At 55.3% G+C, this 26,800-nt stretch carries 26 protein-coding genes; 12 read left to right on the top strand and 14 right to left on the bottom strand.

Features of this window, described 5'->3' with window-relative positions; genetic code table 11:
• The first annotated feature begins 221 nt into the window (after window positions 1-221).
• The 3 genes from aroP (at window position 222) to JWF83_RS11175 (ending at window position 4,156) form a co-directional block, all read left to right on the top strand.
• Window positions 222-1,577, top strand: a complete 1,356-nt coding sequence (gene aroP / locus JWF83_RS11185; RefSeq protein ID WP_413650278.1) for an aromatic amino acid transporter AroP — start codon at window positions 222-224, stop codon at window positions 1,575-1,577.
• Between the two features lie 216 nt (window positions 1,578-1,793).
• A complete protein-coding gene (locus JWF83_RS11180) occupies window positions 1,794-3,206 on the top strand; it encodes a glycoside-pentoside-hexuronide (GPH):cation symporter (RefSeq protein ID WP_413650277.1) in 1,413 nt (470 codons plus the stop codon).
• Window positions 3,206-4,156 carry a family 43 glycosylhydrolase gene (locus JWF83_RS11175; protein WP_413650276.1) on the top strand — a complete coding sequence of 317 codons (951 nt, stop codon included), beginning with the start codon at window positions 3,206-3,208 and terminating at the stop codon, window positions 4,154-4,156. The genes JWF83_RS11180 and JWF83_RS11175 overlap by 1 nt, the downstream gene beginning before the upstream one ends.
• On the opposite strand, the gene ampE is transcribed toward JWF83_RS11175, so the two are convergent.
• The 4 genes from ampE to JWF83_RS11155 all read right to left on the bottom strand — a co-directional run bounded on the left by ampE (window position 4,157) and on the right by JWF83_RS11155 (window position 7,801).
• Window positions 4,157-5,011, bottom strand: coding sequence for a beta-lactamase regulator AmpE (gene ampE, locus JWF83_RS11170; protein WP_413650275.1), 855 nt, complete (start codon window positions 5,009-5,011; stop codon window positions 4,157-4,159).
• Complete coding sequence (ampD, locus tag JWF83_RS11165; RefSeq protein WP_413650274.1) at window positions 5,008-5,586, bottom strand: 1,6-anhydro-N-acetylmuramyl-L-alanine amidase AmpD; 579 nt, start codon at window positions 5,584-5,586, stop codon at window positions 5,008-5,010. The genes ampE and ampD overlap by 4 nt, the downstream gene beginning before the upstream one ends.
• Before the next feature lie 82 nt (window positions 5,587-5,668).
• The gene (locus tag JWF83_RS11160) at window positions 5,669-6,838 is read right to left on the bottom strand and encodes an amino acid deaminase (RefSeq protein WP_413650338.1); all 1,170 of its coding nucleotides are present in this window, start codon (window positions 6,836-6,838) and stop codon (window positions 5,669-5,671) included.
• A gap of 93 nt (window positions 6,839-6,931) precedes the next feature.
• Window positions 6,932-7,801, bottom strand: a complete 870-nt coding sequence (locus tag JWF83_RS11155; RefSeq protein ID WP_413650273.1) for a LysR substrate-binding domain-containing protein — start codon at window positions 7,799-7,801, stop codon at window positions 6,932-6,934.
• Window positions 7,802-7,907: 106 nt separating this feature from the next.
• On the opposite strand from JWF83_RS11155, the gene JWF83_RS11150 reads away from it, so the two are divergent.
• The 6 genes from JWF83_RS11150 (at window position 7,908) to hofC (ending at window position 13,046) form a co-directional block, all read left to right on the top strand.
• The gene (locus tag JWF83_RS11150) at window positions 7,908-8,243 is read left to right on the top strand and encodes a carboxymuconolactone decarboxylase family protein (protein ID WP_413650272.1); all 336 of its coding nucleotides are present in this window, start codon (window positions 7,908-7,910) and stop codon (window positions 8,241-8,243) included.
• The gene (locus JWF83_RS11145) at window positions 8,234-8,632 is read left to right on the top strand and encodes a tautomerase family protein (RefSeq protein ID WP_413650271.1); all 399 of its coding nucleotides are present in this window, start codon (window positions 8,234-8,236) and stop codon (window positions 8,630-8,632) included. The genes JWF83_RS11150 and JWF83_RS11145 overlap by 10 nt, the downstream gene beginning before the upstream one ends.
• Window positions 8,633-8,725: 93 nt before the next feature.
• Window positions 8,726-9,625: a carboxylating nicotinate-nucleotide diphosphorylase gene (gene nadC, locus JWF83_RS11140; protein WP_413650270.1), complete on the top strand. Its 900-nt coding sequence runs from the start codon at window positions 8,726-8,728 to the stop codon at window positions 9,623-9,625.
• Between the two features lie 379 nt (window positions 9,626-10,004).
• The gene (gene ppdD / locus JWF83_RS11135; RefSeq protein ID WP_413650269.1) at window positions 10,005-10,451 is read left to right on the top strand and encodes a prepilin peptidase-dependent pilin; all 447 of its coding nucleotides are present in this window, start codon (window positions 10,005-10,007) and stop codon (window positions 10,449-10,451) included.
• Window positions 10,451-11,854, top strand: coding sequence for a type II secretion system protein GspE (gene gspE, locus JWF83_RS11130; protein ID WP_413650268.1), 1,404 nt, complete (start codon window positions 10,451-10,453; stop codon window positions 11,852-11,854). The genes ppdD and gspE overlap by 1 nt, the downstream gene beginning before the upstream one ends.
• Entirely contained in the window at window positions 11,847-13,046 is a 1,200-nt protein-coding gene (gene hofC / locus JWF83_RS11125) for a protein transport protein HofC (RefSeq protein ID WP_413650267.1), read from the top strand. Before gspE ends, hofC begins: the two co-directional genes overlap by 8 nt.
• 33 nt (window positions 13,047-13,079) lie before the next feature.
• Here hofC and JWF83_RS11120 read toward each other — a convergent pair whose 3' ends face one another.
• On the bottom strand, window positions 13,080-14,120 hold the full coding sequence (locus JWF83_RS11120) for a GMP reductase (RefSeq protein WP_413650266.1): 1,041 nt from the start codon (window positions 14,118-14,120) through the stop codon (window positions 13,080-13,082).
• A gap of 244 nt (window positions 14,121-14,364) precedes the next feature.
• On the opposite strand from JWF83_RS11120, the gene coaE reads away from it, so the two are divergent.
• The 3 genes from coaE to yacG are packed head-to-tail and all read left to right on the top strand — an operon-like array spanning window position 14,365 to window position 15,943.
• Window positions 14,365-15,003: a dephospho-CoA kinase gene (gene coaE, locus JWF83_RS11115; protein WP_413650265.1), complete on the top strand. Its 639-nt coding sequence runs from the start codon at window positions 14,365-14,367 to the stop codon at window positions 15,001-15,003.
• Window positions 14,981-15,724 carry a cell division protein ZapD gene (gene zapD / locus JWF83_RS11110; protein ID WP_413650264.1) on the top strand — a complete coding sequence of 248 codons (744 nt, stop codon included), beginning with the start codon at window positions 14,981-14,983 and terminating at the stop codon, window positions 15,722-15,724. The genes coaE and zapD overlap by 23 nt, the downstream gene beginning before the upstream one ends.
• Before the next feature lie 12 nt (window positions 15,725-15,736).
• Window positions 15,737-15,943, top strand: a complete 207-nt coding sequence (gene yacG, locus JWF83_RS11105) for a DNA gyrase inhibitor YacG (RefSeq protein WP_413650263.1) — start codon at window positions 15,737-15,739, stop codon at window positions 15,941-15,943.
• A gap of 43 nt (window positions 15,944-15,986) precedes the next feature.
• On the opposite strand, the gene mutT is transcribed toward yacG, so the two are convergent.
• From mutT to murC, 9 genes are all read right to left on the bottom strand, one after another.
• Complete coding sequence (gene mutT, locus JWF83_RS11100) at window positions 15,987-16,385, bottom strand: 8-oxo-dGTP diphosphatase MutT (protein ID WP_413650262.1); 399 nt, start codon at window positions 16,383-16,385, stop codon at window positions 15,987-15,989.
• 50 nt (window positions 16,386-16,435) lie between these two features.
• Window positions 16,436-19,141 (bottom strand): preprotein translocase subunit SecA, encoded by a 2,706-nt coding sequence (gene secA / locus JWF83_RS11095; protein ID WP_413650261.1) that lies wholly within the window; start codon window positions 19,139-19,141, stop codon window positions 16,436-16,438.
• Window positions 19,142-19,219: 78 nt separating this feature from the next.
• The gene (gene secM / locus JWF83_RS11090; protein ID WP_413650260.1) at window positions 19,220-19,723 is read right to left on the bottom strand and encodes a secA translation cis-regulator SecM; all 504 of its coding nucleotides are present in this window, start codon (window positions 19,721-19,723) and stop codon (window positions 19,220-19,222) included.
• Window positions 19,724-20,047: 324 nt separating this feature from the next.
• Window positions 20,048-20,965, bottom strand: a complete 918-nt coding sequence (gene lpxC, locus JWF83_RS11085) for a UDP-3-O-acyl-N-acetylglucosamine deacetylase (RefSeq protein ID WP_413650259.1) — start codon at window positions 20,963-20,965, stop codon at window positions 20,048-20,050.
• Window positions 20,966-21,066: 101 nt separating this feature from the next.
• Complete coding sequence (gene ftsZ, locus JWF83_RS11080; RefSeq protein WP_413650258.1) at window positions 21,067-22,221, bottom strand: cell division protein FtsZ; 1,155 nt, start codon at window positions 22,219-22,221, stop codon at window positions 21,067-21,069.
• Window positions 22,222-22,293: 72 nt separating this feature from the next.
• Window positions 22,294-23,550 (bottom strand): cell division protein FtsA, encoded by a 1,257-nt coding sequence (gene ftsA / locus JWF83_RS11075; protein ID WP_413650257.1) that lies wholly within the window; start codon window positions 23,548-23,550, stop codon window positions 22,294-22,296.
• A complete protein-coding gene (gene ftsQ, locus JWF83_RS11070) occupies window positions 23,550-24,386 on the bottom strand; it encodes a cell division protein FtsQ (protein WP_413650256.1) in 837 nt (278 codons plus the stop codon). Before ftsQ ends, ftsA begins: the two co-directional genes overlap by 1 nt.
• Window position 24,387: 1 nt before the next feature.
• The gene (locus tag JWF83_RS11065; RefSeq protein ID WP_413650255.1) at window positions 24,388-25,308 is read right to left on the bottom strand and encodes a D-alanine--D-alanine ligase; all 921 of its coding nucleotides are present in this window, start codon (window positions 25,306-25,308) and stop codon (window positions 24,388-24,390) included.
• Complete coding sequence (gene murC / locus JWF83_RS11060) at window positions 25,301-26,779, bottom strand: UDP-N-acetylmuramate--L-alanine ligase (protein ID WP_413650254.1); 1,479 nt, start codon at window positions 26,777-26,779, stop codon at window positions 25,301-25,303. The genes JWF83_RS11065 and murC overlap by 8 nt, the downstream gene beginning before the upstream one ends.
• Window positions 26,780-26,800 lie beyond the last annotated feature (21 nt).

Below are 26,800 nucleotides of genomic sequence, written 5' to 3'. Positions count from 1 at the left end.
AACAAACGCCTGTTTTTTGTCCATTCCGCCGCACGAAAAGAGAAAGCAAGTGCAAAGGCCACCGCTTACCACTATTCTTGTCGCGGAGGTAGCATCACCCTCATTTTTGGGACGTTGGTACTGTAAAATAATCAATACGTTATCTGTCAGATTTTGCTTACAGCGGCGCGCAGAGCGGTGCAAAAAAAGCCAATAAAAATAACGACATCACGAGGTTTTATATGGAACAACAGCAAGGCGATACGCTGAAAAGGGGATTGAAAAATCGCCATATTCAGCTTATTGCATTGGGTGGCGCAGTCGGTACCGGCTTGTTTCTGGGGATCGCTCAAACGATCAAAATGGCAGGCCCATCTGTACTGCTTGGTTACGCGATAGGCGGCTTTATCGCCTTTATGATTATGCGTCAGTTAGGCGAGATGGTGGTGGAAGAGCCGGTCGCCGGCTCCTTTAGCCACTTTGCCTACAAATACTGGGGCAACTTTGCCGGCTTTGCCTCCGGCTGGAACTACTGGGTACTGTATGTGCTGGTAGCGATGGCTGAGCTCTCCGCTGTCGGCATCTATGTTCAGTACTGGTGGCCGGAAATTCCTACCTGGGTCTCCGCCGCCGTCTTCTTTCTGGTGATCAACGCGATTAACCTCTCCAATGTCAAAGTGTATGGCGAGATGGAGTTCTGGTTCGCGATCATTAAAGTTGTTGCGGTGGTCGGCATGATCATTTTCGGTGGCTGGCTGCTGTTTAGCGGTCATGCCGGGCCGGAAGCGAAAGTCAGCAATATCTGGGAGATTGGCGGCTTCTTCCCGAACGGCATCAGCGGGCTGGTGATGGCGATGGCGGTGATCATGTTCTCCTTTGGCGGGCTGGAACTGATTGGTATTACCGCAGCAGAAGCGGATGACCCGGAGAAAAGCATTCCGAAAGCGACCAACCAGGTGCTGTACCGGATCCTGATTTTCTATATCGGTTCGCTGGCGGTGCTGCTGTCGCTCTATCCGTGGACCAAAGTGGTGGAAGGCGGCAGTCCGTTTGTGATGATTTTCCACGATCTCGGCGACAGCCTGGTGGCTAATGCGCTGAATGTGGTCATCCTCACCGCCGCACTGTCGGTCTATAACAGCTGCGTTTACAGTAACAGCCGCATGCTCTACGGTCTGGCAAAACAGGGTAACGGTCCAAAATCCCTGCTGAAGGTGGATGCGCGTGGCGTACCGGTGGTGGCGATTGGCGTTTCCGCGCTGGCAACCGCGATCTGCGTGCTGGTGAACTACCTGATGCCAGGCGAGGCTTTCGGCATTCTGATGTCGCTGGTGGTTTCTGCGCTGGTGATCAACTGGGCAATGATTAGCCTCGCTCACCTGAAGTTCCGTCGCAAGAAGGATCAGCAAGGGGTCACTACCCGCTTTAAAGCGCTGCTCTATCCGCTTGGCAACTGGATCTGTCTGGTGTTCCTCGCCGGGATTCTGGTGATTATGGCGTTAACCCCAGGTATGGCGATCTCGGTCTGGCTGATACCGGTATGGGTATTGATCCTCGCCATCGGCTACTTTATTAAAAATAAAACGCAAAAGGCCTGATATTGTTGTGGGCGGCATTTTCGCCGCCCCTCAATCCATCCGTCTGCTATCCCGATGCGGCTCACCTCGTTGTTCAATCGTTAACTCCATCACACTTTTCCCCCCTCAGTTATTTTGTCCATCTGTGCGACGGTTTCCTGCTGCGCAGGTTAAGACATAAACATCAATAATGTTTTCCACTACACAGGAATATCATCCAGGGGCGGGGAACAGACGATGAAGGCAACAGCGCTTTCGATTAAAGAGAAGATTGGCTACGGCATGGGCGATGCAGGTTGCAATATGATCGGCGGCGCCATCATGTTGTTCCTGAGTTACTTTTACACGGATGTTTACGGTCTGGCGCCGGCAATGGTCGGCATAATATTGCTGTCAGTACGGGTACTTGATGCGGTGACTGACCCGATTATGGGAGCGATTGCTGACCGCACGCGCAGCCGCTGGGGACGTTTTCGTCCGTGGCTATTATGGGTTTCCGTTCCGTATGTCCTGTTTAGTGTGCTGATGTTTACCACCCCGAACTGGAGTTATGAAAGTAAGGTGATCTATGCTTTTGTCACTTACTTTCTGATGTCACTGTCTTACACGGCGATAAATATTCCTTACTGTTCGCTGGGCGGCGTGATCACTAACGATCCCGGTGAACGCGTCTCCTGCCAGTCCTACCGTTTTGTTATGGTCGGTATTGCCACCCTGATTCTGTCGCTATCGCTGTTGCCGCTGGCGCAATGGTTTGGTGGTGACGATAAAGCGCGCGGCTATCAGCTGGCGATGGCGGTGCTGGCCACCATTGGCCTGTTTATGTTTCTGTTCTGCTTTGCCACGGTGCGTGAACGCATTACCCCGGCGGTGCCAAGTAATGATGACCTGAAGGCCGACTTAAAAGACGTGTGGAAAAACGATCAGTGGGTGCGCATCCTGCTGCTGACCTTCTGTAACGTCTGCCCCGGTTTTATCCGTATGGCGGCCACCATGTATTACGTCACCTGGGTAATGCAGCAATCAACCAGTTTCGCTACGCTGTTTATCAGTCTTGGCGTGGTCGGCATGATGATCGGCAGTACGCTGGCGAAAATCCTTACCGACCGCTGGTGTAAACTGAAAGTGTTTTTCTGGACCAATATTGTGCTGGCGATTTTCTCCACCGGCTTCTATTTTCTCGACCCGCACGCCACGGTGTTAATTGTGGTGATGTACTTCCTGCTCAATATTTTCCACCAGATCCCGTCGCCGCTGCACTGGTCACTGATGGCTGACGTCGATGATTACGGCGAATGGAAAACCGGCAAGCGTATTACCGGCATCAGCTTCTCCGGCAACCTGTTCTTTCTTAAAGTTGGGCTGGCGGTAGCTGGCGCAATGGTCGGTTTCCTGCTGTCATGGTATGGCTACGACGCCGGTGCGAAACAGCAAAGCCCCACGGCGATTAACGGCATTATGCTGCTGTTTACCGTGATCCCTGGGATCGGTTATCTGATTACTGCCGGGGTGATTCGGCTGCTGAAAGTGGACCGCCAGTTGATGCAGACCATCCAGCTTGATCTTGCCAAACGTCGCGAAAATTATCGCGAACTGAGCGACTATCGCGACGGTAAACCTGTTGAAGTAAAACCTGAAGGAGTGGCGTAATGAGTAACCTGAGCTGGCCTAATCCGCTAATTGAACAGCGCGCTGACCCCTTTATCCTGCGTCACCACGATAACTACTACTTTATTGCTTCGGTGCCTGAATACGATCGGCTGGAGATTCGCCGCGCCAGCACCCTGATCGGTCTGCGCGATGCGCCGCCGGTGGTGGTCTGGCGCAAACCAGCCAGCGGCCCGATGAGCGAACTGATCTGGGCGCCGGAGCTGCATCTGATCGATGGCAGCTGGATAATCTACTTTGCTGCGGCACCAAGCCGGGCGATTAAAGACGGGCTGTTCCAGCATCGTATGTTTGCTCTTGAGTGCCGCGACAGCGATCCCCTTAACGGCAGCTGGCAGGAACGCGGACAGATCCACACGCCGATCGACAGCTTTGCGCTTGATGCCACGGCTTTTCAGCATCAGGGAAAAAACTGGTATTTATGGGCGCAGAAAGATCCGCAAATCCCCGGCAACTCCAATCTCTATTTAGCGGAGCTGGAAAACCCCTGGACACTAAAATCCCCGCCGGTCATGCTTAGCCGTCCGCAGTATCAGTGGGAATGTGCCGGATTTAGCGTTAATGAAGGTCCGGCGGTGATCCGCCACGGCAACACACTGTTTGTCAGCTATTCCGCCAGCGCGACGGATGAAAACTACTGTATGGGATTGTTGTGGATTGATGCTGACGCCGACCCGATGCGCGCCGCCAACTGGTCAAAATCGGCCCGCCCGGTATTTACCACCCACTGGCTAAACCAGCAGTATGGACCGGGGCATAACAGCTTTACCCGCGCAGAAAACGGCGAGGATGTACTGGTTTATCATGCGCGCAGCTATACGGAAATTGAGGGGGATCCGCTGTGGGATCCGAACCGCCATACGCGGATCAAAACCTTTAGCTGGGATGCTGACGGCATGCCAAACTTCGGCGTACCGCCAGCCGAGCAGTGATTATACCAGGGTGCCGTAGATGGTGAGCAACGCCACCACCACCACCAGCACCAGCGACACTTTCTTCGCCAGAGACACCGCCACGCGCGGTGTCTCTGTTTTATCCAGATGGGGATCGCGCGCCAGCGAGAATTGCGCCAGCCGCGTTAGCACCTGATATTGCGCGCTGTGGCGATCGCCGAGCGAGGCAAACCACGCCGGCAACGCGCGTTCACCATGACCGAGCAGTGCGTAAGCCACACCGGCCAGACGCACCGGGATCCAGTCCAGCCAGTGTAAAATCGCATCAATCCCGGACTGAGAGCGTTCCAGCGGCGTATGGTGCCGTGCCAGCCAGCTCTGCCAGCCGCGTAAAAAAGCGTAACCTACCAGCAGCACCGGCCCCCAGTGTCCTCCCACCACAAACCAGAACATCGGCGCCAGATAAAAACGGAAGTTAATCCACAGCAGCGCATTCTGCAGTTCGCGCAGGTATTCAGTTTCGTCGCAGTCCACCGGGACGCCGTGGATCAGCGTCAGTTCTTCCGCCAGCGCATCGCGCGCGCCGGCATCGTTAAGGCTGGCCGCCTTCAGATAAGCATGATAATGCAGGCGCACTGAACCGGCGCCAATGCATAGCAGGCCCACCAGAATCCAGAAAATCAGTTGTACCACGCCAAAGAACAACCCTTTCAGCGAGCTAATCACCACCAGCACCACCGCCATCGCTATCAGCGTCATCAGCAGCGTACGCAGCAGCGAAAAGCGTTTCTGCCGCCGGAACAACGGTTCCAGCCGGTGGTCCAGCTGCCAGTGCTCACCCGATTTAAACAGTCGCTCCCAACCTAACACCAGCAATAAGCTAAACAAGGTCATGCATTACGCTCCTTCGGAGTGGCGTCCTTCGCATCATGGCTTAATGCGCGGCGAAATTTTTCCCAGTCAAAAGCCGGTCCGGGATCGCTCTTGCGCACCGGAGCAATATCGCTATGGCCGGTAATGCGCTCTGCGGTGAGCGGATAGTGCTGCATTAGCAGCTGGGTAACCGCGCTAAGCGCCTGATATTGCGCATCGGTATAAGGAAGGATGTCGGTTCCTTCCAGTTCGATGCCGATGGAGAAGTCATTACAGTTTTCACGCCCCTGCCAGAGGGAAACGCCCGCATGCCAGGCGCGCAGATGGAAAGGGACATATTGCACAATTTCGCCGTCGCGTCGTATCAGGCAGTGCGCCGAGACGCGCAGGTGACAAATTTCGGCGAAAAACGGGTGGGCGCTGGCATCCAGTGTGCCGGTAAACAGCGCATCAATATACGGGCCGCCGAACTCACCGGGCGGTAAGCTGATATTGTGTACCACCAGTAACGAAGGTGCTTCATCTGCCGGACGTAAATTAAAATGTGGCGATGGCACCTGCTTTACCCCGACAATCCAGCCATCCTGCAACTGCATTCCCTTCCCTCCTGTTATGACATTTCCACCAGAGTAACACGGTTTTTTTTCAGTTCAGATATCTTCGGATCGGTTACCGGCGTCAGAAAAAGGTCGGCAGCGTTTCCACTACCTGCAGATTATCATCCACCACACATAGCTGACGCCACTTATCAAATGTCAGGCAGGGATGCGAAGCGCCAAAAGCAATAATATCCCCTGGCACCAGTTGATGATCCTCAGGCGCTTCGATAAAAGCATGCTGATCCATCAGGCGGATCACCCGATAACCGGCGTTGAGGTTGCGCGCCTGACGCTGCCCCTGCGGATAGACGCGTAGCGGCAGCGGCATACTATCGTGGGCGATATCGCGTTTACCCAGCGCGGCAATCACCCGCCCTGCTTCCGGCACTGACTGGACATAGGCAAACACCTCCATCGCCGGCTGCAGGGCGCTGTGCATTTCCGCATGACGTTGCAGCAGCGCATTCTGCGCCTGCTGATAGATGCCGTGATCGTGCACCAGATAGCAACCGGGCCGCATCAGGGTAATAAAAGCGCCGCGCGCATCTTCACGGGCAAACGCCTCCGCCACCAAATCGTACCAGGCTGAACCCGAGGCGGTGATAATCGGCCGTTCACTGGCAAACTGCCCGGCCGCTTTTAGCTCCAGCGCGGTTTTTACCAGCATGCTGATAAAGTCCGCCACCTCCTGCTGCTCGCGATGGCCGGAGATCACCCCTTCATAGCCCTCGATACCGCTGAGGGACAGCGCATCGTACCCGACAATCGCCGCAATCACCTCAGCAATCTGCCGGGCGTTACGGCAACCGCAACGGCCATTCGCCACGCCAACTTCCAGCATGACATTGAGCGTTAGCTGGCGCTCAGTAAAAAACCTGCCCAGTTGATGGACATTGTCCACGCTATCGACCAGGCAATAAAACTCGATATCCGCCCGCAACAGATCGGCTACCAGCTGCATATTCGGACCGCCCACCAGCTGATTCGCCAGCAGAATGCGTCGGATGCCATGTTGTGCCGCGACCACGCACTGGCTGGCGGTCGCCAGCGTCATCCCCCAGGCGCCGGCGTCAATCTGGCGCTGAAACAGCGCCGGGGTCATGGTGGTTTTGCCATGGGGGGCCAGCTCCGCGCCGTGTTCAGTGGCATAGCGCTGCATCCAGTCAAGATTGTGCTGTAGCGCTGACTGATGCAATACCAGTGCAGGCAGGGAAACGTCCTGCAGCAGTTGTTTACCACTCACCGGCATACCTTTTTCCCGTATCGATATCACCTGCATACTGACCCTCATGGCACTAGTTATTGATAACTCAGAGGCTAATACCTTCACTCTCTCAACCGCTTACGTCAACTGATCGGCAATAATACTTTGCAAAAGAGTCAGTGCTGCGGAATGCGCCACGGTGCGTCGATGCAGCGCAATCCCCAATGGCGGTAATACCGGCAGAGCCTTATCGCGCAAAATGGATAAATTTGCCGGCATACCAAAGGTGGTACGAATGGTGATCCCCAGTCCGGCGGCGGCGGCGGCCCAGATCCCCCCCAAACTGCGACTGCTGAAAGCCACCCGCCAGGGGATCCCCGCCCGTTCCAGCGCCTCAATCGCATAATTGCGCAGCAGACAGGGGGCATCAAATAGCAGCAGTGGCAAAGGTTCGCCACGGCTAATCCAACGGGCGACATCGATATCGCCGCGGGCAATCCAGTAAAGCGGAGTGGCGCCAAGAGGCGTGGCATGCAACGTGCTTTCCGCTCCCATCCAGCACAGCGCCAGATCCAGTTCATCCTCGCGGATGCCCTGTAGCAATTCCGCGTTGCGCCCGATACGCGCGAAAATTTGCACCTGCGGATGAGCACGTGAGAACTGACCAAGAATGTCCGGCAGTAAGCTCTCGCCAAAATCTTCCTGCATCCCAACCCGGATATGGCCGCCAATCTCATGTCCGCTTAGCGCGATGGCGGCTTCATCATTCAGCGCCAGCAGCCTGCGGGCATAGGTTAACAGTAGCTCACCGCGATGGGTTACCTGCAGGTGCCGCCCCACTTTTTGCACCAGCGGTAAGCCACTCTGCGCCTCCAGTTTCTTCAGCTGCGCACTGACTGCGGAAGTCGAGCGATTAAGACGATCCGCCGCCAATGCGAAGCTGCCAAGATCGATGCCGGTGACAAAACTGCGCAGGGCCTCAAGATCAAAGGTGGGTTGTCGGGCCATAACCAATAGTCCTGATATTCGGGATGATTAATCAAAATATATGCGATTTTATAAACTATCGCGCGGTTTTATGCTGGTTTTATCCCCGTAAGAAAAGGAAAATAAGATGAGTACCTCACTGAATCGTGACACATTGCACCAGCTGGCGCCTAAGCTGGCGGAACTGACCGAACAGGTGCTGTTTGCTGATATCTGGCAGCGCAGTGAATTGTCGGCACGCGACCGCAGCCTGATTACCGTTGCCGCGCTGGTGGCGCTGTCGCGTACCGGTCAGTTGCCATGGCATCTGCAACTGGCGCAACAGAATGGTTTGACATATCAGCAACTGGTGGAAGCGATCACCCATCTGGCGTTCTATGCTGGCTGGCCTGCCGCCGTTTCCGCGCTGGAAGTGATGCCAGCACAGCAACCGCAGGATCAGGAGCCGCCATTATGCCCTTAACCCGCATCACGCTGCATCAGGGCAAACCCCAACACTTTCTGAATACGCTGTCACGGTTATTACAGCAAACTCTGGAAAGTCATTTTGCGGTGCCAGCATGTGACTGTTTTCAGATCTTCGAACAGCTTGCGCCTGGGCAGCTGGTCTACGATACCCACTATCTGGGCGGCCCACGCTCGGCAGATTTTATGCTGCTGCAGATCACCGCCGGCCGACCGCGTTCCGCACTGACTAAACGCGACTTCTATCTTCAGCTGGTTTCTCAGCTTGAACTCCAGCTGGCGGTACGGCCACAGGACGTGATGATAGTCATTAGCACCACGCAACCAGAAGACTGGTCGTTTGCCAACGGTCAGCAGTTTATCTCTCCCGCGGCGCCACGCGCATAATTGCACAGCCCGCAGCCTGGCGCTGGCTGGCAAGCCTGTAGTAAACGCGCTAGAGTGTCCGGACTCTTTTGTCCGAACTTTCGGAGCTTGAACATGACGACGCGTCGCTATGACTCTGCCAGCCGCCGTGCAGAACTGCTCGGCCGTATTGAAAACGATATTCCTGCCGCGGTAGCCTATGCGCTGCAGGAAGATTTAGGTGGTGAAGTGGATGCCAGTAACGACATTACCGCCAGTCTGCTACCCGCCGATACCCAATCCCACGCGACGGTGATTACCCGTGAACCCGGCATTTTTTGCGGTAAGCGCTGGGTGGAAGAGGTGTTTATTCAGCTTGGTAACCGCACCCAGCTGACCTGGCATGTCAATGATGGCGATCCCATCAGCGCCAATCAGGTTCTGTTTGAAATCACCGGCCCGGCACAGTTGATTCTGACCGCTGAACGCACCGCCCTGAACTTTGTGCAGACCTTATCTGGCGTGGCAACCGAAGTCAGCCGCTATGTCGCCTTGCTTGAGGGCACCGATACCCAGTTGCTGGATACCCGTAAAACCCTGCCGGGTTTGCGTACCGCGCTGAAATATGCCGTGCTGTGCGGTGGCGGCAGCAACCATCGCCTCGGACTGTCCGACGCCTTTCTGATTAAAGAGAACCATATTATTGCCACCGGCTCGATTCGTCAGGCGGTGGAAAAAGCCTTCTGGCTGCATCCCGATGTTCCGGTGGAGGTGGAGGTGGAGTCCCTTGACGAGCTGGAGCAGGCGCTGGCCGCCGGTGCCGATATCGTCATGCTGGATAATTTCAGCGTCGACAAGATGCGTGAAGCCGTCGCTTTAACCGCCGGGCGTGCGCTGCTCGAAGTCTCCGGCAATGTAACCAATGAAACGCTGCGCACCTTTGCCGAAACCGGCGTGGACTATATTTCCGTTGGTGCGCTGACCAAGCATGTGCGGGCGCTGGATCTGTCGATGCGTTTTAACCAGAGCCATTAATGGGACGGGAGCCATTAATGGGACGGGAGCCATTAATGGCTCCCCTACAGTGTTTCAGATAACCCCTTGTAGGGGCGGCATTAATGCCGCCCGTATTCATGATTTGCACCAGCCACAATGGCGGCATTAATGCCGCCCGTATTTATGATTTGCACCAACCATAATGACGGCATTAATGCCGCCCGTATTTATGGTTTGCACCAGCCGTAACACCGCCCCCTCAATCACCATTTTGCGTACCCGCTTCCATTCTGTCTGTTACCCTGCATTTCACCGCGAAAAACTTTCCGCGTGCTCGCGCAGATAAATGCTTTGCCGCTGGTCTCCATCAGCCTGCCTGCTTAAGGTGCCGCCAGACACCTTAAGGAGAGCAACAACGATGGACAAGCAACGCGGATTTACCCTGATTGAGCTGATGATTGTCGTCGCTATCGTCGCTATTCTCAGCGCGATAGGTTTACCGGCTTATCAAAATTACCTGCAGAAAGCCGCGCTCACCGATATGTTACAGACCATGCTGCCGTACAAGACGGCGGTAGAGCTCTGTACCATTGAACGTGGCGCCACCACTAACTGCAACGCCGGCAGTAATGGCGTGCCCACCGCCAGCGGCTCGCGCTATGTGCGCAGTGTGACGGTGACCGCCGGCGTTATCACGCTGGCCGGTCAGGATAGTCTGGAGAGTTTAACCGTGGTCCTCACCCCGCTATGGGCGGTTACCGATGGCCGAATCAGCTGGCAACGCAGTTGTAACAGCACCCAGAGCAGCCTGGTTGAGGCCTGTAATGATATCTTCCGCTTTGACGCCGCTGCAGGTGGCGCATAATGGATACGGCAAATCAGCGCACTGTCCGTATGCTCTGCCAGCGCTATCAGGCGATCATCCTCGAGCATAATGCCGGGCGCCTGTCTTTGGCGGTCAGTAAAACGCCCACGCCGCAGATGATTGAAGCATTACGCTTTGCCAGCCAGTGTCAGATTGAAATCGAATGCTGGCCGCAGGCGCGCATTGAGCAGTATCACCCGCCGCAACCGGCCGCCGCGCTGGCAGGCGAAAACGCCGCTGCTGAGGCGCCAGGCGCTTCAGCGGTGGAACTGGTGAATCAGACCCTGCAGATCGCTGTTCAGCGCCGTGCCTCAGATATCCATTTTGAACCCCAGCTCAGCGGTTTACGTATCCGCCTGCGCATTGACGGCGTACTTCACCCGCTGCAAGACTACTATCAGCCGCTAAATGCTTCCGTACTGGCGCGCCTGAAGATCCTCGCCAGCCTCGATATTGCCGAACGCCGTATGCCGCAGGACGGGCAGTTTACGCAGCAGATAAATGGCAAGCCGGAATCATTCCGACTCTCCACGCTGCCAACGCGCCTCGGCGAAAAAGCCGTGGTGCGTTTATTGCAGAGCGAGTCGCAAACCATTGACCTCGATAAACTCGGCATGCCTGCCGCTGCCCTGCAGTGTTACCGCGCGGCCCTGGCGCGTCCGCAGGGGCTGATCCTCGTCACTGGCCCGACCGGCAGCGGCAAAACCTTTACCCTCTACAGCGGTTTAAGCGCGTTAAATCAGCCGGGACAAAACCTGTGCAGTGTCGAGGATCCGGTTGAAATCCCGCTACCCGGCGTGAATCAAACGCAGATCAACAGTAAATCCGGTCTCGATTTTCATCGCGTACTACGCGCACTGTTACGCCAGGATCCTGACGTTATTATGCTGGGGGAGATCCGCGATGGCGAAACGGCGGAAATCGCCATTAAAGCGGCGCAAACCGGCCATCTGGTGCTGTCGACGCTGCATACCAATTCCACCCGCGACACCCTGACCCGGCTAAGTCAAATGGGGATCCCCGGCTATCTGCTGGCATCGGCACTGAAACTGGTGATCGCCCAGCGTCTGGTGCGTCGTTTATGCCCGCGCTGCCGTCAGCCCGATGCGCCGCTGAGTCATTTCCCGCCGCAACTGTGGCCAGGTACGCTGCAAAGCTGGCGGGCAAATGGCTGCGATCACTGCTTCTCCGGCTATTATGGCCGGCTGGCGCTATTTGAACTGCTGCCGATCGATAGCCAGCTGCAGCAGGCGATTGCCGCGAATGCCACGGCTGATGAACTTGCCAGCCTGGCGCAGCAGCAGGGAATGAACTCGTTGTTTACCGAGGGTCTGCATGCGGTGCATCGCGGCGACACCTCGCTGGCAGAAGTTAATCGCATTGTCGGGAGCAGTGATGGCTAATCACACACTGTTTTACTGGCAGGCGATTGATGCCGGCGGCAACTATGTTAGCGGCACGCAGCTCAGTAGCAGCCCGCTGGCGGTGATACAAAGGTTAACCGATGAGGGCTGCTCGCCGGTGCGGATTAAACGCGGTAAAAGCTGGCGCGCGCGTGACTGGCAATGGCAGCACAAGATTATGTTGATCCGGCAACTGGCCACGCTGCTGAAAGCGGGCATCACTCTGGCTCAGGGCATCAGACTGTTGGCCGAAGACCATCCTCATCCGGGCTGGCAGGCGCTGTTGCGCGATATTCAGGCGCATATTGAGCAGGGAACCCCTTTCTCGCAGGTACTGAGCCGCTGGCCGGATATTTTCCCGCCGCTGTTTCCGGCCCTGATGCATATTGGCGAAGTCACCGGTCGGCTTGATGAGTGCTGTTTTCAGCTGGCCCGTCAGCAGGAGCGCCAGCAACAGCTACAAAAGAAGGTGGTGAAAGCGCTGCGCTACCCGCTGTTTATTCTGCTGGTGGCTCTGGCGGTCAGTGCTGGCATGCTACTGTTGGTGTTACCGGAATTTGTCGCCATCTATGCCGTGTTTGACACGCCGCTGCCCGCTTTTACTACCGCCGTGATGGCGTTATCCGTAGCGTTACAGCAAAGTATGGTGCCGCTGACCCTTAGCAGCGCGGCACTGGCGATAATCTGGCGCCAGCAGAGCAGAAAACGACCAGGCTGGCGCTACCGGCAACAGCAACTGCTGCTGCGCCTGCCGCTGATTGCGCTACTGTATCGCGGCAGCCATCTTAGCCAGATTTTTACCACCCTGACCTTAACCCAGCAGGCTGGTTTAACCTTGTTGCAAAGCTTACAGGCAGTGGAGCAAACCCTGAATGACGGTATATGGCGTGCGGCAATCGCTGAGCTGCAGCAGCATATTGCCGCAGGCAGGCCGTTACATCAGGCGCTGGCGCAGCACAAACTGTTTACTCCGCTCTGTTATCAGCTGATTAAAGTCGGCGAAGAGGCGGGTTCACTTGATGTGTTGCTGGCGCGGCTGGCGCAATGGCATGAAGAGCAGACCCATCAGCTGGCAGACACGCTGGCCGCCAGCCTGGAACCGCTGCTGATGCTGGTGACTGGCACGATTGTCGGTACGCTGGTGGTGGCGATGTATCTGCCAATATTTGGTCTCGGGAATGCGCTGGGATAACGACGGGCGGCAGTTGGGCCACCCGTCCGGCGGTTAACGGTTAAACAGACGGTTTTCCTGCTCGGCCACCCGGATAAAGGTCGTGCGCTTGGTCAGTTCTTTCAGACGTTCAGCACCGACATAGGTGCAAGCCGAACGCAGACCGCCGAGGATATCGCGCGCGGTATTCTCTACCGGCCCACGCAGCGCCAGTTTCACCGTTTTACCTTCTGCGGCACGATACTCGGCCACGCCACCCACATGGCGCTTCATCGCCGATTCGGAACTCATACCGTAGAACAGCATAAACTGCTCGCCATTCTCCTCGATAATGGTTCCCTCACACTCATGATGTCCGGCCAGCATACCGCCAAGCATGACAAAATCTGCGCCGCCGCCAAAGGCTTTCGCCACATCGCCCGGCACCGCGCAGCCGCCGTCGCTGACTATCTGACCGCCGAGACCGTGTGCCGCATCCGCACACTCAATCACCGCCGAAAGCTGCGGATAGCCGACGCCGGTCTTCACCCTGGTGGTGCAGACCGACCCCGGGCCGATCCCTACTTTGACAATATCGGCGCCGGAAAGAATCAGCTCCTCCACCATTTCACCGGTCACCACGTTGCCGGCGCAAATGGTTTTATCCGGGCAGGCTTCACGGGCGCGCTGCAGAAACTCGACAAAATGTTCCGAGTAACCATTTGCGACATCAATACAGATAAAGTTCAGCGCGGGTGAAAGCGCCAGAATTTGCTTCATTTTAATAAAGTCAGCTTCTGAGGTGCCGCTGGAGACCATCACATGTTTCAGCACCTCTTCCGGTACCGCTGAGACAAAAGATTGCCACTCTTCAACGCTATAATGCTTGTGGACGGCGGTGAGAATATCAAATGACGCCAGCGCTTCTGCCATGCGGAAAGTGCCAACGGTATCCATGTTAGCGGCAATAATCGGAACACCTGACCAGGCGATGCCTGAATGTTTGAAATTGAACTGACGTTCGAGTTCAACCTGGGAGCGGCTTTTTAGCGTCGAACGCTTGGGCCGGATAAGGACATCTTTAAAGCCGAGTTTTAAATCTTCTTCGATACGCATGACATAATTTCCTGGTTAGTGGCGGCGATCTGGCGATCGGGTGCTGCTGCCCAGCTCCAGTGAAGCTATCATACGCGCTAAAATCGCGACTACAAGACTGCGAAACTGCCTTTATTTACGCTACAATCGCATAAATTTATCTGTGAATCTTACTTGTGATCTGTGCCGCAGAATTCGGGGCTGTTGTTGCGATAAAACCCCCGAAATTCTTATTTTTCGCGCAAGTTAATCTGGGATCAGGCTTATGCGCTATACCGTCGCGCTGACCGGTGGCATCGGCAGCGGAAAAAGCACCATTGCCCGTGCCTTTGCCGATCTCGGTATTGATGTGGTGGATGCCGATGTGATCGCCCGCCAGGTTGTCGAACCCGGTCAGCCCGCATTGCGTGAAATTGCGGAAAAATTTGGCGCTGAGGTGCTCAATGCCGATGGCACCCTAAACCGTGCCAGCCTGCGCCAGAGGATTTTCAGCTCGCCAGCGGACAAACAGTGGCTAAATGAATTGCTTCACCCCTTAATCCACCAGCAGACGCGTCGTCAGCTGGCGGAAAGCCAGTCCTTATGGTGTTTGTGGGTTGTGCCGCTCTTAGTAGAGAACAATCTGCATAAACTGGCAGATCGCGTACTGGTGGTCGATGTCGACCCGGCGACGCAACTGGCGCGAACCATGGCCCGCGACAATATCAGTCGTGAACAGGCCAGCAATATTCTTGCTGCCCAGGCGACGCGCGAAGCTCGCCTGGCCGTAGCTGACGATGTTATTGATAACAGTGGTGCTCCCGAAGCGGTGCTGCCACTCGTTGCTGCATTAAATCAGCGCTATTGCGCGCTGGCGATGTCAGCGGAACAGGATAAAAAGCATGAGCACAACGATACTTTTTGAACATCCACTGAATGAAAAAATGCGTACCTGGTTACGTATCGAATTTTTACTTAAGCAGTTAGAGGCCTGCAAAAGCATCACCGACCATCTCGGCGCACTGACATTTTTTCGTAACGCTGCCGAGTTACTGGATGTATTTGAGCGTGGCGAACTGCGTACCGATATTCTGAAAGAACTTGAGCGCCAGCAGCAGAAGTTACGCTCCTGGTCTGAGGTTCCCGGCGTCGATATGGAGCTAATCAATCAGCTCAGCCAGCGTCTTAAGCGCTGCGCCACCATCCTGATGGCTGCGCCACGCATGGGTCAGCAGCTGCGCGAAGACCGTCTGATTGGTCTGGTACGTCAGCGTCTGAGCATCCCGGGGGGCTGCTGTAGCTTTGATCTTCCCACGCTGCATGTCTGGCTGCATGTGGATCAGGAGCTGCGCGATAAACAGGTGGCCATATGGCTGGAGTCGCTGGCTCCGGTGCGCGAGTCCCTGACGCTGATTCTGGATTTAATCCGCCAGTCAGGGATCTTCCGCAATCAAACCAGCCTGAATGGTTTTTTTCAGGATAATGCTGAGGGTTCCGATCTGTTGCGCTTGCAGCTGATGCTGGAAGACTCACTCTATCCGCAAGTGTCGGGCCATAAGAGCCGTTATGCGATTCGTTTTCTGCCGCTTGATAGTGAAAACGGCGACGTCCCCGCCCGACTCGATTTTGAACTGGCTTGTTGTTAAAGGTTTGTCGTAATGAAAGATGAAGTATTAGTGGTGAAATGCCCGACCTGTGGCAAAGATGTGATCTGGGATGAGCTGAGCCAGTGGCGGCCATTTTGCAGCAAACGCTGCCAGCTGATTGATCTTGGCGAGTGGGCGGCAGAAGAGAAGCGTATCCCGAGTAGTGGCGATCTGTCAGACAGCGATGACTGGAGTGAAGAGCAGATCGATCGTCATTGATCGGATTCGGCAAGGGGCGGTATTGATGCCGCCCGCAACATTATCAGGCGCTAACTTCAGCCAGCAGACGGGCGACAATCGGAATATTGGCAGGCGGAAATTCCGCCGCGATCAGCTGTGCCTGCGGCACCCAGCGCATCGGCTGCCCTTCCCGGCCCCAGGGTTCGCCATTCCAGCTTGTCACGATAAAAAAGTGCAGCGTGACGCGTAAATCCTCATAAGTATGATCAGCGGTATCAAAAGGCTCAGCCGCCGTCACCTCAATGCCGGTCTCTTCCAGCAATTCCCGCTTTAATGCCTCGGCGGCACTTTCACCGCTTTCAATTTTACCGCCGGGAAATTCCCACATATTTGCCATATAAGAGCTGGCGGAACGCTGTGCGAGAAAAATCTCCATGCTGGCATTACGAATGATGCCAACTGCGACTTGCAGGTGTTTCATTATTCGGCTCCATTAACAAGGGCGGCATTAATGCCGCCCGCTGGCATCTGTCAGGCTAAACGACCATGGCACTGTTTATATTTTTTGCCGGAACCGCATGGGCAAGGATCGTTACGCCCCACTTTGCGTTCACCGGTCTGAGCGGCCAGCGATACTGCCGCTTCGGTATCGGAATCAACGTGGCTCAGCTGTTGCTGCTGCTGCAGGCGTTCTGCATCCAGACGACGCTGCTCTTCCATCGCTTCAACCTCTTCCGGCATCCGCACCTGCACTTTGCACAGGGTGCTGATCACTTCATATTTCAGTGATTCCAGCATAGTCGCGAACATGGCGAAAGATTCACGTTTGTACTCCTGCTTAGGATCTTTCTGCGCGTAACCACGCAGGTGGATACCCTGACGCAGGTAGTCCATTGCCGCCAGATGCTCTTTCCACAGCGAGTCGAGGGTCTGCAACATTACCCCTTTCTCGAAATTGCGCATCATTTCAGCGCCAACCACCTCTTCTTTCGCCAGGTAAACCGCTTTCCCCTGCTCCATAATGCGCTCACGCAGCGTCTCTTCATGCAGCTCTGGCTCTTTGTCGAGCCACTCGGCGATTGGCATATCCAGATCGAAGTCGCTTCTCAGACGCTCTTCCAGACCGGCGACATCCCACATCTCTTCCAGCGACTGCGGCGGGATATAGGAATCGATGGTGGTTTTAAACACATCGTCACGGATGCTGTGAATGGTTTCGCTAACATCAGACACGTCCAGCAGTTCGTTACGCTGCGAGTAAATCGCGCGACGCTGATCGTTGGCTACGTCATCATATTCCAGCAGCTGCTTACGAATATCAAAGTTGCGGCTTTCCACTTTGCGCTGCGCATTGGCAATCGCTTTGGTCACCCATGGATGCTCGATCGCTTCGCCCGGCTTCATCCCCAGTTTACGCATCATATTAGACACGCGGTCAGAAGCGAAAATACGCATCAGCGCATCTTCCATCGACAGGTAGAAGCGCGATGAACCCTGGTCACCCTGACGACCGGAACGGCCACGCAGCTGGTTATCAATACGACGCGATTCGTGACGTTCAGTACCGATGATATGCAGACCACCGGAGGCCAGCACCGCTTCATGGCGAATATTCCATGCTGCTTTAATTGCCTCAATCTGCTCCGCGGTCGGTTCCGCCAGGTCGGCGATTTCTGCCTGCCAGCTGCCGCCCAGCACGATATCGGTACCACGACCGGCCATGTTGGTGGCAATAGTAACGGCACCCGGCTGGCCGGCCTGCGCCACGATCTCGGCTTCGCGGGCATGGAACTTGGCGTTCAGTACGTTGTGTTTAATCCCCGCGCGTTCCAGCGCATGCGAAACCACCTCGGATTTTTCAATCGAGATGGTACCCACCAGAATGGGCTGGCCGTTAGCGGAGCGTTCGCGGATATCTTCGATAATCGCATCGATCTTCTCCTGCTCGGTCATATAGACCAGATCCGGCAGATCTTTACGCACCATCGGACGGTTAGTCGGCACCACAATGGTATCCAGCTTGTAGATCGAGCTGAATTCAAAGGCTTCGGTGTCGGCGGTACCGGTCATACCGGCCAGTTTTTCATACAGACGGAAGTAGTTCTGGAAAGTGATCGACGCCAGCGTCTGGTTTTCGTTCTGGATGTCCACGCCTTCTTTGGCTTCAACCGCCTGATGCAGACCATCAGACCAGCGACGCCCCTGCATGGTACGGCCGGTGTGTTCATCAACGATGATCACTTCGCCATCTTTGACAATGTAATCCACATCGCGGGCAAACAGCACGTGCGCACGCAGGGCGGCAGTCACGTGGTGCATCAGCATAATATTGGTTGGCGAGTAGAGTGATTCGCCCTCATCCATAATACCGTGGCTGACCAGCAACTCTTCGATATTCACCAGCCCGCGCTCGGTCAGATGCACCTGACGCGCTTTCTCATCTACCGAGAAGTGGCCTTCCCCCTGGAAGGTGTCGGAATCTTCTTTTTCCTGACGGATCAGGTGCGGGATGATTTTATTAACTTTGATATACATCTCGGAGCTGTCTTCAGCCGGGCCGGAGATGATCAGCGGAGTACGCGCTTCATCGATCAGAATCGAGTCCACCTCATCCACCAGGGCATAGTGCAGTTTACGCTGCACACGCTCTTCCGGGCTGAACGCCATATTGTCACGCAGGTAGTCAAAACCGTATTCGTTGTTGGTACCGTAGGTGATATCAGCGGCATAGGCCGCACGCTTGGCGGGCGCCGGCATATTTGGCAGGTTAATGCCAATGCTCAGGCCAAGGAACTCAAACAGCGGACGGTTATTCTCGGCGTCACGCTGGGCCAGATAATCGTTGACGGTCACCACGTGCACGCCCTTGCCGCTTAACGCATTGAGATAAGCAGGCAGCGTTGCCGTCAGCGTTTTACCTTCACCGGTGCGCATTTCAGCGATACACCGGTCATTCAGTACCATCCCGCCCAGCAGCTGCACGTCGAAGTGGCGCATGCTAAATACACGTTTACTGGCTTCACGCACCGTGGCGAAAGCTTCCGGGATCAGGCTCTCCACCGATTCGCCTTTTGCCAGGCGCGCGCGGAATTCGTCGGTTTTCGCTTTCAGCTCATCGTCAGAGAGCTTAGCGAAATCCGGCTCCATCTTATTGATCAGCTCAACGGATTTACGCATGCGACGCAACGTACGATCGTTACGGCTACCAAAGACTTTGGTTAAAATTTTCGTCAACATAATAAATACTTCTCTCCAGCCACATTAGCGGCCTACAGCGTTCTTATAAAAGGTGTGTAGAGCTGTGCTCTGACTATTTCAGGCGAGAGTAACAGGTCCGGCGCGGATGCCCTGAACCTGAGCCAGCCACAATCCTGTCTGGTGCGGCGTACGCGCCGCATTTGTGTGGCGTGAAGTGTCGCGGGTAATAACCGGGGGACGAGACTCGTGGGTCAACAGCGCATTAAGGGTGTCGAGCAGCGCGAGTTTCTGGACTTCGAGCGGCAACGCCTGCTCAACACTGGGCAGGTGGGTCGGCGTTAAGGTAAAAGAGAGGTGGCGAATAACCGTGCGGATCGCATGCTGATGCCAGTAGTCGACATTAAAGTTCGGCCGACGGGCGCTGCCCTGCAACAGCGCCAGGCTGTCAAAACGCACCACATTGCCGATAGTCAGGCTACTGGAGGAGGCTTCCGGCAGGCTGTTTTGTTCGCTGGCGTGTGCGGCAGGCAGGCCAAGACTTGCCGCGACCATCCCCAACAGGAGATGCGGCCAGAAGTAACGTCTGCCAAATTGTCGCCAACGATTAAGGATGCCGATCACTTTATTCCGCCACCACGCCCGGGATCAGTGCTCACCGGGTCGCAAGGATTATTAAAAAGTCTGTTTGCTGAACCGGTAACTGGCGTTGTGCAGCAGTTACCTGTTTTTATGAGGGCAAATATTACCATTATTAGTGGCCGCCGACATCAGGAGAAATCTCTCAGGCAGGGGAAAAGTCTGGTTATTTGCCTGGTAAAGCAGCAAATAAACGCAACAAAAGCGAGAGGTCAGTAGAGTGCGGAGCGCGCAGAATAACAGAACGACTGGTCTCACTGGCCGGAGAGAGTACCAGCTCAACCAGTCGTTATATAGTCCGGTTTTGACTTATGCCAGAACCAGATTTGGTGCCTTGAATGCCAGCGGAAGTTCAGCATCGTCTTCAAACGTTGCCCATTCCCAGGCTTCCTGTTTCGCCATTACCGCCTGCAGCAGTTTATTATTTAATGCATGGCCTGATTTGAATGCGGTAAACGCACCAATGATATTATGGCCACACATAAACAGGTCACCGATCGCATCAAGCATTTTGTGACGGACAAATTCGTCTTCAAAGCGTAAACCGTCTTCGTTCAATACGCGGTAATCATCCACCACGATTGCACAGTCGAAGCTGCCGCCAAGGCACAGACCTTTGGACTGCAGATACTCGATTTCACGCATAAAGCCGAAAGTACGTGCACGGCTGATCTGACGCGTAAACGCTTCTGATGAGAAATTCATGCAGTAACGTTGAGCGCTGGAATCAATCGCCGGATGGTTAAAATCGATGGTAAAGTCCAGCGAAAAACCATTGAATGGCTTGATTTCAGCCCATTTGTCGCCATCTTCAACCCGGACTGGTTGTTTGATGCGAACAAATTTTTTCGCGCTGTTCAGCTCTTCAATACCGGCGTCCATCAGCAGATAAACAAAGGGTGCTGCGCTGCCGTCCATAATCGGGATTTCAGGCGCATCGACTTCAACCACAATGTTATCAATACCCAGACCGGAAAGTGCTGCGTTCAGGTGTTCGACTGTGGAAATACGCACGCCATGCTCATTTACCAGGCAAGTAGAGAGCATAGTATCACGCACGGATTTGGCATCAGCCGGGAAATCGACCGGTGGATTCAAGTCAGTGCGACGATAGATGACCCCGGTATTAGCCGGCGCAGGGCGTAACGTCAGTGTGACTTTCTTGCCGGTATGTAACCCGACACCAGTCGCCTGAACAATACGTTTTAATGTCCGTTGTTTGATCATCGCATTATCTCGCAAAATTACTCATCCGACCGCCAGTGTATATCACCAGCGGACGAAGATTTTAGCACAAAGAGCGGAGTAACCCAATTATCGGGTAAATCCTAGTCCGCCTGCTTACGCAGGAAGGCCGGAATATCCAGATAGTCGGGCTCTTTGCTGGTCGGTGCGCCTTGATCGTTCACCACTTTCGCGGCCGGTTTCTGCTCCTGAGGCAGTGGAGCCATACCGTGCTGCTGGTAGCGATGATCCATCACTGGCTGGCTGGATTGCTTGCTGGTCACCAGCGTAATTTCCGGACGTTTGTCCATGCCGATACCGGTCGCAACTACGGTCACGCGCAGTTCGTCATTCATTTCCGGATCCAGTGAGGTACCGATCACCACAGTGGCATTGTCGGAGGCGAACGCACGAATGGTGTTACCCACCGTTTCGAACTCATCCAGACGCAGGTCAAAGCCAGCCGTGATGTTAACCAGCACGCCGCGGGCGCCAGACAGGTCGATATCTTCCAGCAGTGGGCTGGAGATCGCCATTTCTGCCGCTTCTTCCGCACGGTCTTCACCACAGGCCACGCCGGAGCCCATCATGGCATAACCCATTTCAGACATCACGGTACGCACGTCTGCGAAGTCGACGTTCATCAGACCCGGACGGGTGATCAGCTCGGCGATACCCTGCACCGCACCTTTCAGTACGTCGTTTGCCGCACCGAAAGCATCCAGCAGAGAGATACCACGACCCAGCACTTTCAGCAATTTGTCGTTAGGAATGGTGATCAGTGAGTCAACGTGCTTGGACAGCTCCGCGATACCCTGCTCGGCGAACGCCATGCGCTTTTTGCCTTCAAAATTAAAAGGCTTGGTTACCACAGCAACCGTCAGGATACCCAACTCTTTTGCCACTTCGGCCACCACAGGCGCGGCGCCGGTACCGGTACCGCCACCCATGCCAGCGGCGATAAACACCATGTCGGCACCTTCCAGTGCTGAACGCAGTGCTTCGCGATCTTCCTCAGCGGAGTTACGGCCCACTTCCGGGTTAGCACCCGCGCCCAGACCTTTGGTAATACCATTACCGATCTGGATGGTCTGACCGACCGCAGTTTTACGCAACGCCTGGGCGTCGGTGTTAACCGCGAAGAACTCCACGCCTTCGATGCGTTCACGCACCATATGCTCTACAGCGTTGCCGCCGCCACCGCCGACGCCGATGACTTTAATCACCGCGTCATTGGTTAATTCCATAGGTTCAAACATAATTTCTCTCCGTTATGTGCCTGTCGCCTGGGGACCACAAAAAAGTGCCAGCTTGATCCCCTTTTCTAAACATTAAAACTCTTTTCTCAGCCAGCTATTGATGCGTTTAAACCAGTTGCCGACCGAGGCTCTTTTTTCAACATCAGCCTCACCGTTCAGGTGCGACTCTTTTCCATAGTGCAGTAAGCCCACCGCCGTTGAGTAGTACGGCTCCTGCGCGTAATCCGTTAATCCGGTGATATTCAGCGGCTGCCCAATACGCACCTGCGTGTGGAATACACGCTGAGCACAGGCAGCCAGCCCTTCAATTTGTGCAGCACCGCCGGTAAGAACAATGCCTGCCGCCAGGTGGTGTTTAACCCCCTGCTGACGCAGCTGTTCCTGCAACTGCAGAATCTCTTCATTAACCAGATTCAGCAGTTCGGTGTAGCGCGGTTCAATGACCTCAGCCAGCGTCTGTCGCTGCAAACTTCTTGGCGGACGTCCACCGACGCTCGGTACTTCGACGTTTTCGTCTTTGCCCACAATGGAGCCCAGCGCACAGCCATGACGAACTTTAATCGCTTCGGCATCCGTTGGCGGCGTGCCAAAAGCGTAGGCGATATCGCTGGTTACCACGTTCCCGGCATACGGGATCACTTTGGTATGACGCAACGCGCCGCCGGTATATACCGCGATATCCATGGTGCCGCCGCCAATATCGACCACGCAGACACCCAGTTCGCGCTCATCTTCGGTCAGCACCGCAAAGCTTGATGCCAGACCGGCGAAAATCAGTTGATCGACTTTCAGTCCACAACGTTCCACGGCTTTCACAATGTTTTTAGCCATATCGTTGTGGCAGGTGATCAGATGCACTTTGGCCTGCATACGCACCCCGGATAACCCGACCGGATTTTTGATCCCTTCCTGATAGTCGATGGCATACTCTTGAGGAATAACATGCAGGATACGGTGCTCATCACGAACGCGGACCGATTTGGCGGTATGTACCACGTTCTCTACATCTTCCTGGGTCACTTCCTCTTCGGAAATCGGAACCATCCCGATTTCATTCTGGCAACTGATGTGTTTACCCGATAATGCGAGGTAAACCGAAGAAATCTGGCAATCCGCCATCAGTTCCGCCTGGTCGATAGCGCGCTGAACGCATTTCACTACCGATTCCAGATCGTTTACACCGCCTTTATCCATCCCGCGGGACGGACAGCTACCGACCCCGATAATATTGACCATGCCATCGGGCAGAACTTCCCCTACTAAAGCGGCAACCTTCGCGGTGCCAATCTCGAGTCCAACTACCAGTTTTCTGTCCGTCGACTTGATCATTATTGTTTAACCTGTGCCTGATTCTGTTGCTGATTACTGTCCTGCGGCTCAATAAATGCCGGTGCCCATCCTACTGCCGCGCCAGAGTCATAACGCAGATCAACGTAGCTAACGCGTTTATTCTCCGCCGTGGCCTGCTGTTGCAGAGAAGGATAGAGCTCCATAAAACGCTTCAAACGCTTCATATCATCGTTGCGGCCAAGTTCGATGCGGACATCATCTTCCGTCACCAGCTGCCATGAACGACGTGCCGTCATTGCTGCCATCTTCAACTTAAACTTACCTGCCGCCAGCGTCTGGCTCATCTCGCGATAGCCGTTCAGCACTTCCTGCTCGCTGCCCTCGGGGCCATACAGCATCGGCATCTCTTCTTTACCGCTATGAGTTGCCGGTACGCTAAATGATTTCCCTTCTGCATCAACCATATGCAGATCATTCCAGCGCGCTACCGGCACATATTCCACCAGATGAATCTTTAATTCATCCGGCCACTGCTTACGCACGCTTACCTGTTGGATCCACGGCAGGCGCTCAATCTGCTGCTGAATAATGTTCACATCCTGCGACATAAATGTGCCCGGTGAACCCAGCGCCAGAATTGCCTGACGGATATCGTCATTGGTGGTGTAGTGGGTTTTCCCGGTCACCACCAGCGTCGACAGCGGTAAGCGCGACGCATCATTCATCCACTTCAGTACTACCAGGCCACCAAAGGCCATCGTGCCGATCACCATCAGCAGGAAGATAATTCCCGCGAGGCGCGAACCATTACTGCGCCCGGCGCGCGCCTTCTCCTGCGCTTCCCGGTTACGTACATTCAGAGCCGCCTGGGACATATCAGTCCGCCAGCTCCAGAATACGCGCGACCAGTTGCGGGAAAGTCATCCCCGCCTGTTTCGCCGCCATCGGCACCAGACTATGGCTGGTCATCCCCGGCGACGTATTCACTTCCAGCAGACAAAAATCGCCGTCGCTGTCCATCATCACATCCACTCGTCCCCAGCCGCTGCAACCCAGTGCACGCCAGGCGTCGATAACGATTTGACTCAGCTCCGCCTCACGATCGGCGCTTAACCCGCTGGGACAGAAATACTCAGTATCGTCAGAAATATACTTAGCTTGATAGTCATAGAAGTCGCTGGCCGGTTTAATCCGGATTGAAGGCAAAATTTCATCGCCAACAATGCCGATAGTGTACTCAGCACCACTTAAAAACTGCTCAATCAGCACTTCATTATCGTGACGAAAAGCCTCTTCCAGCGCCGCCATCAGATCGGCCGCGCGATCGACACGCGAAATACCGACGCTGGAGCCTTCGCAGCTGGGCTTAACGAACAGCGGCAAACCCAGCGCGGCGATACGCGCATTCTGCTCCGCGCTAATGCCGTCACTCATCTGCTGGCGGTTAATCACCACCCATGGCGCGACCGGCAGACCGGCCCCCTGCCACAGCAGTTTGGTGCGCATCTTGTCCATGGTGATCGCCGAAGCCATCACGCCGCTGCCGGTATAAGGCAGCGCAATAAATTCCAGTAGCGCCTGCAGCGTACCGTCTTCGCCGCCGCGACCATGTAATGCGATAAAGGCTTTATCAAAGCCCTCCTCTTTCAGGCGCGTCGGCGGAAAATCACGGGTATCAACCGCATGGGCATTAATTCCCGCCTCTCTCAGACCTGCCAGCACGGCATTGCCGGACAGCAACGACACATCACGTTCTGCGGAAGTTCCACCCAGCAATACGGCGACTTTCTCAGCCATGATGATCATCTCCATTGGTGACCAGTGGTTGTAACTGCTGCTCGGCCAGCTTGCGGGCGATCTTGCCGACGTTACCGGCGCCCTGTACCAGGATCAAATCGTTACCTGACAAGCCGGGGATCAGCATCTCCAGCACCGCGTCATGATCCGATACCAGGATCGGATCCACTTTGCCGCGTCCGCGAATGGTACGGCACAGTGAACGACTGTCGGCGCCCGGGATCGGTGACTCACCCGCCGGATAGACATCCAGCATCAGCAATACATCAACCTGCGACAACACATTGGCAAAATCGTCATACAGGTCGCGGGTACGGGTATAACGGTGCGGCTGAAATATCATCACCAGCTTTTTATCCGGCCAGCCTGCGCGCGCCGCCTTGATCGTGGCATCCACTTCCGTCGGATGATGGCCATAATCGTCCACCAGCATCGCGCTGCCCGCCATACCGTTCACCGGCGCCAGCGGATATTCGCCGAGAAAGTCGAAACGGCGTCCGGTACCCTGGAAGCTCTCCAGCGCGCTGAGGATATCCTCATCCTCAATCCCTTCTTCCGTCGCCACCGCCACCGCCGCCGCCGCATTCAGCGCGTTATGACGGCCAGGGGCGTTCAGCGTTACCTTCATCAGCGGCTTATCCTGACGAACCAGAGTAAAGTGCCCCTGCGCGCCCAGCTGCTGGTAGTTCTCGATGCGCACATCGGCGTCATCGCTGAAACCGTAAGTGGTAATCTGACGCCCGACCCGCGGCAGCAGATCGCGGATCACCACATCATCAATACACATCACCGCACGGCCGTAAAATGGCAGGTTGTGCAGAAAATTAATAAACGTCTGCTTTAAATTCTCAAAGTCGCCCTGGTACGTATCCATATGGTCGGCTTCAATGTTGGTGACAATCGCCACCATCGGTTGCAAATGCAGGAACGACGCGTCGCTCTCATCCGCTTCCGCAATCAGATAACGGCTGCTGCCGAGACGCGCATGGGTCCCCGCGGCTTTCACCAGACCACCGTTGACAAAGGTCGGATCCAGTCCACCCTCGGCATAAATACTGGAAACCATCGCCGTAGTGGTGGTTTTGCCATGGGTACCGGCCACGGCGATGCCGTGGCGAAAACGCATCAGCTCAGCCAGCATCTCAGCACGGCGAATAACCGGGATACGCGCTTCACGCGCGGCGACGATCTCCGGGTTATCCTGAGATACCGCCGTCGACACCACCACCACGCTGGCGCCGCTGACGTTCTCCGGGCGATGGTTAAAATAGACCGTCGCGCCCAGCGTCGTCAGATGCTGAGTCACCGGGTTGGGTGCTAAATCCGAACCGCTAATCTCATAGCCTTCGTTAGCCAACACTTCAGCAATACCGCCCATGCCGGCACCACCGATGCCGACAAAGTGAATGTGCCGGACGCGACGCATCTCGGGCACGATTAAACGCAGTTTCGCTAATTGTTGTGTATTCATCTCTTCTGCCTGCCAGTACCG

The sequence above is a fragment of the Pantoea sp. B65 genome (genome assembly GCF_047308185.1).
Classification (GTDB): domain Bacteria; phylum Pseudomonadota; class Gammaproteobacteria; order Enterobacterales; family Enterobacteriaceae; genus Erwinia.
Note: the sequence above shows the minus strand (reverse complement) of the source record. Positions and strands in the feature narration are given on the sequence as shown.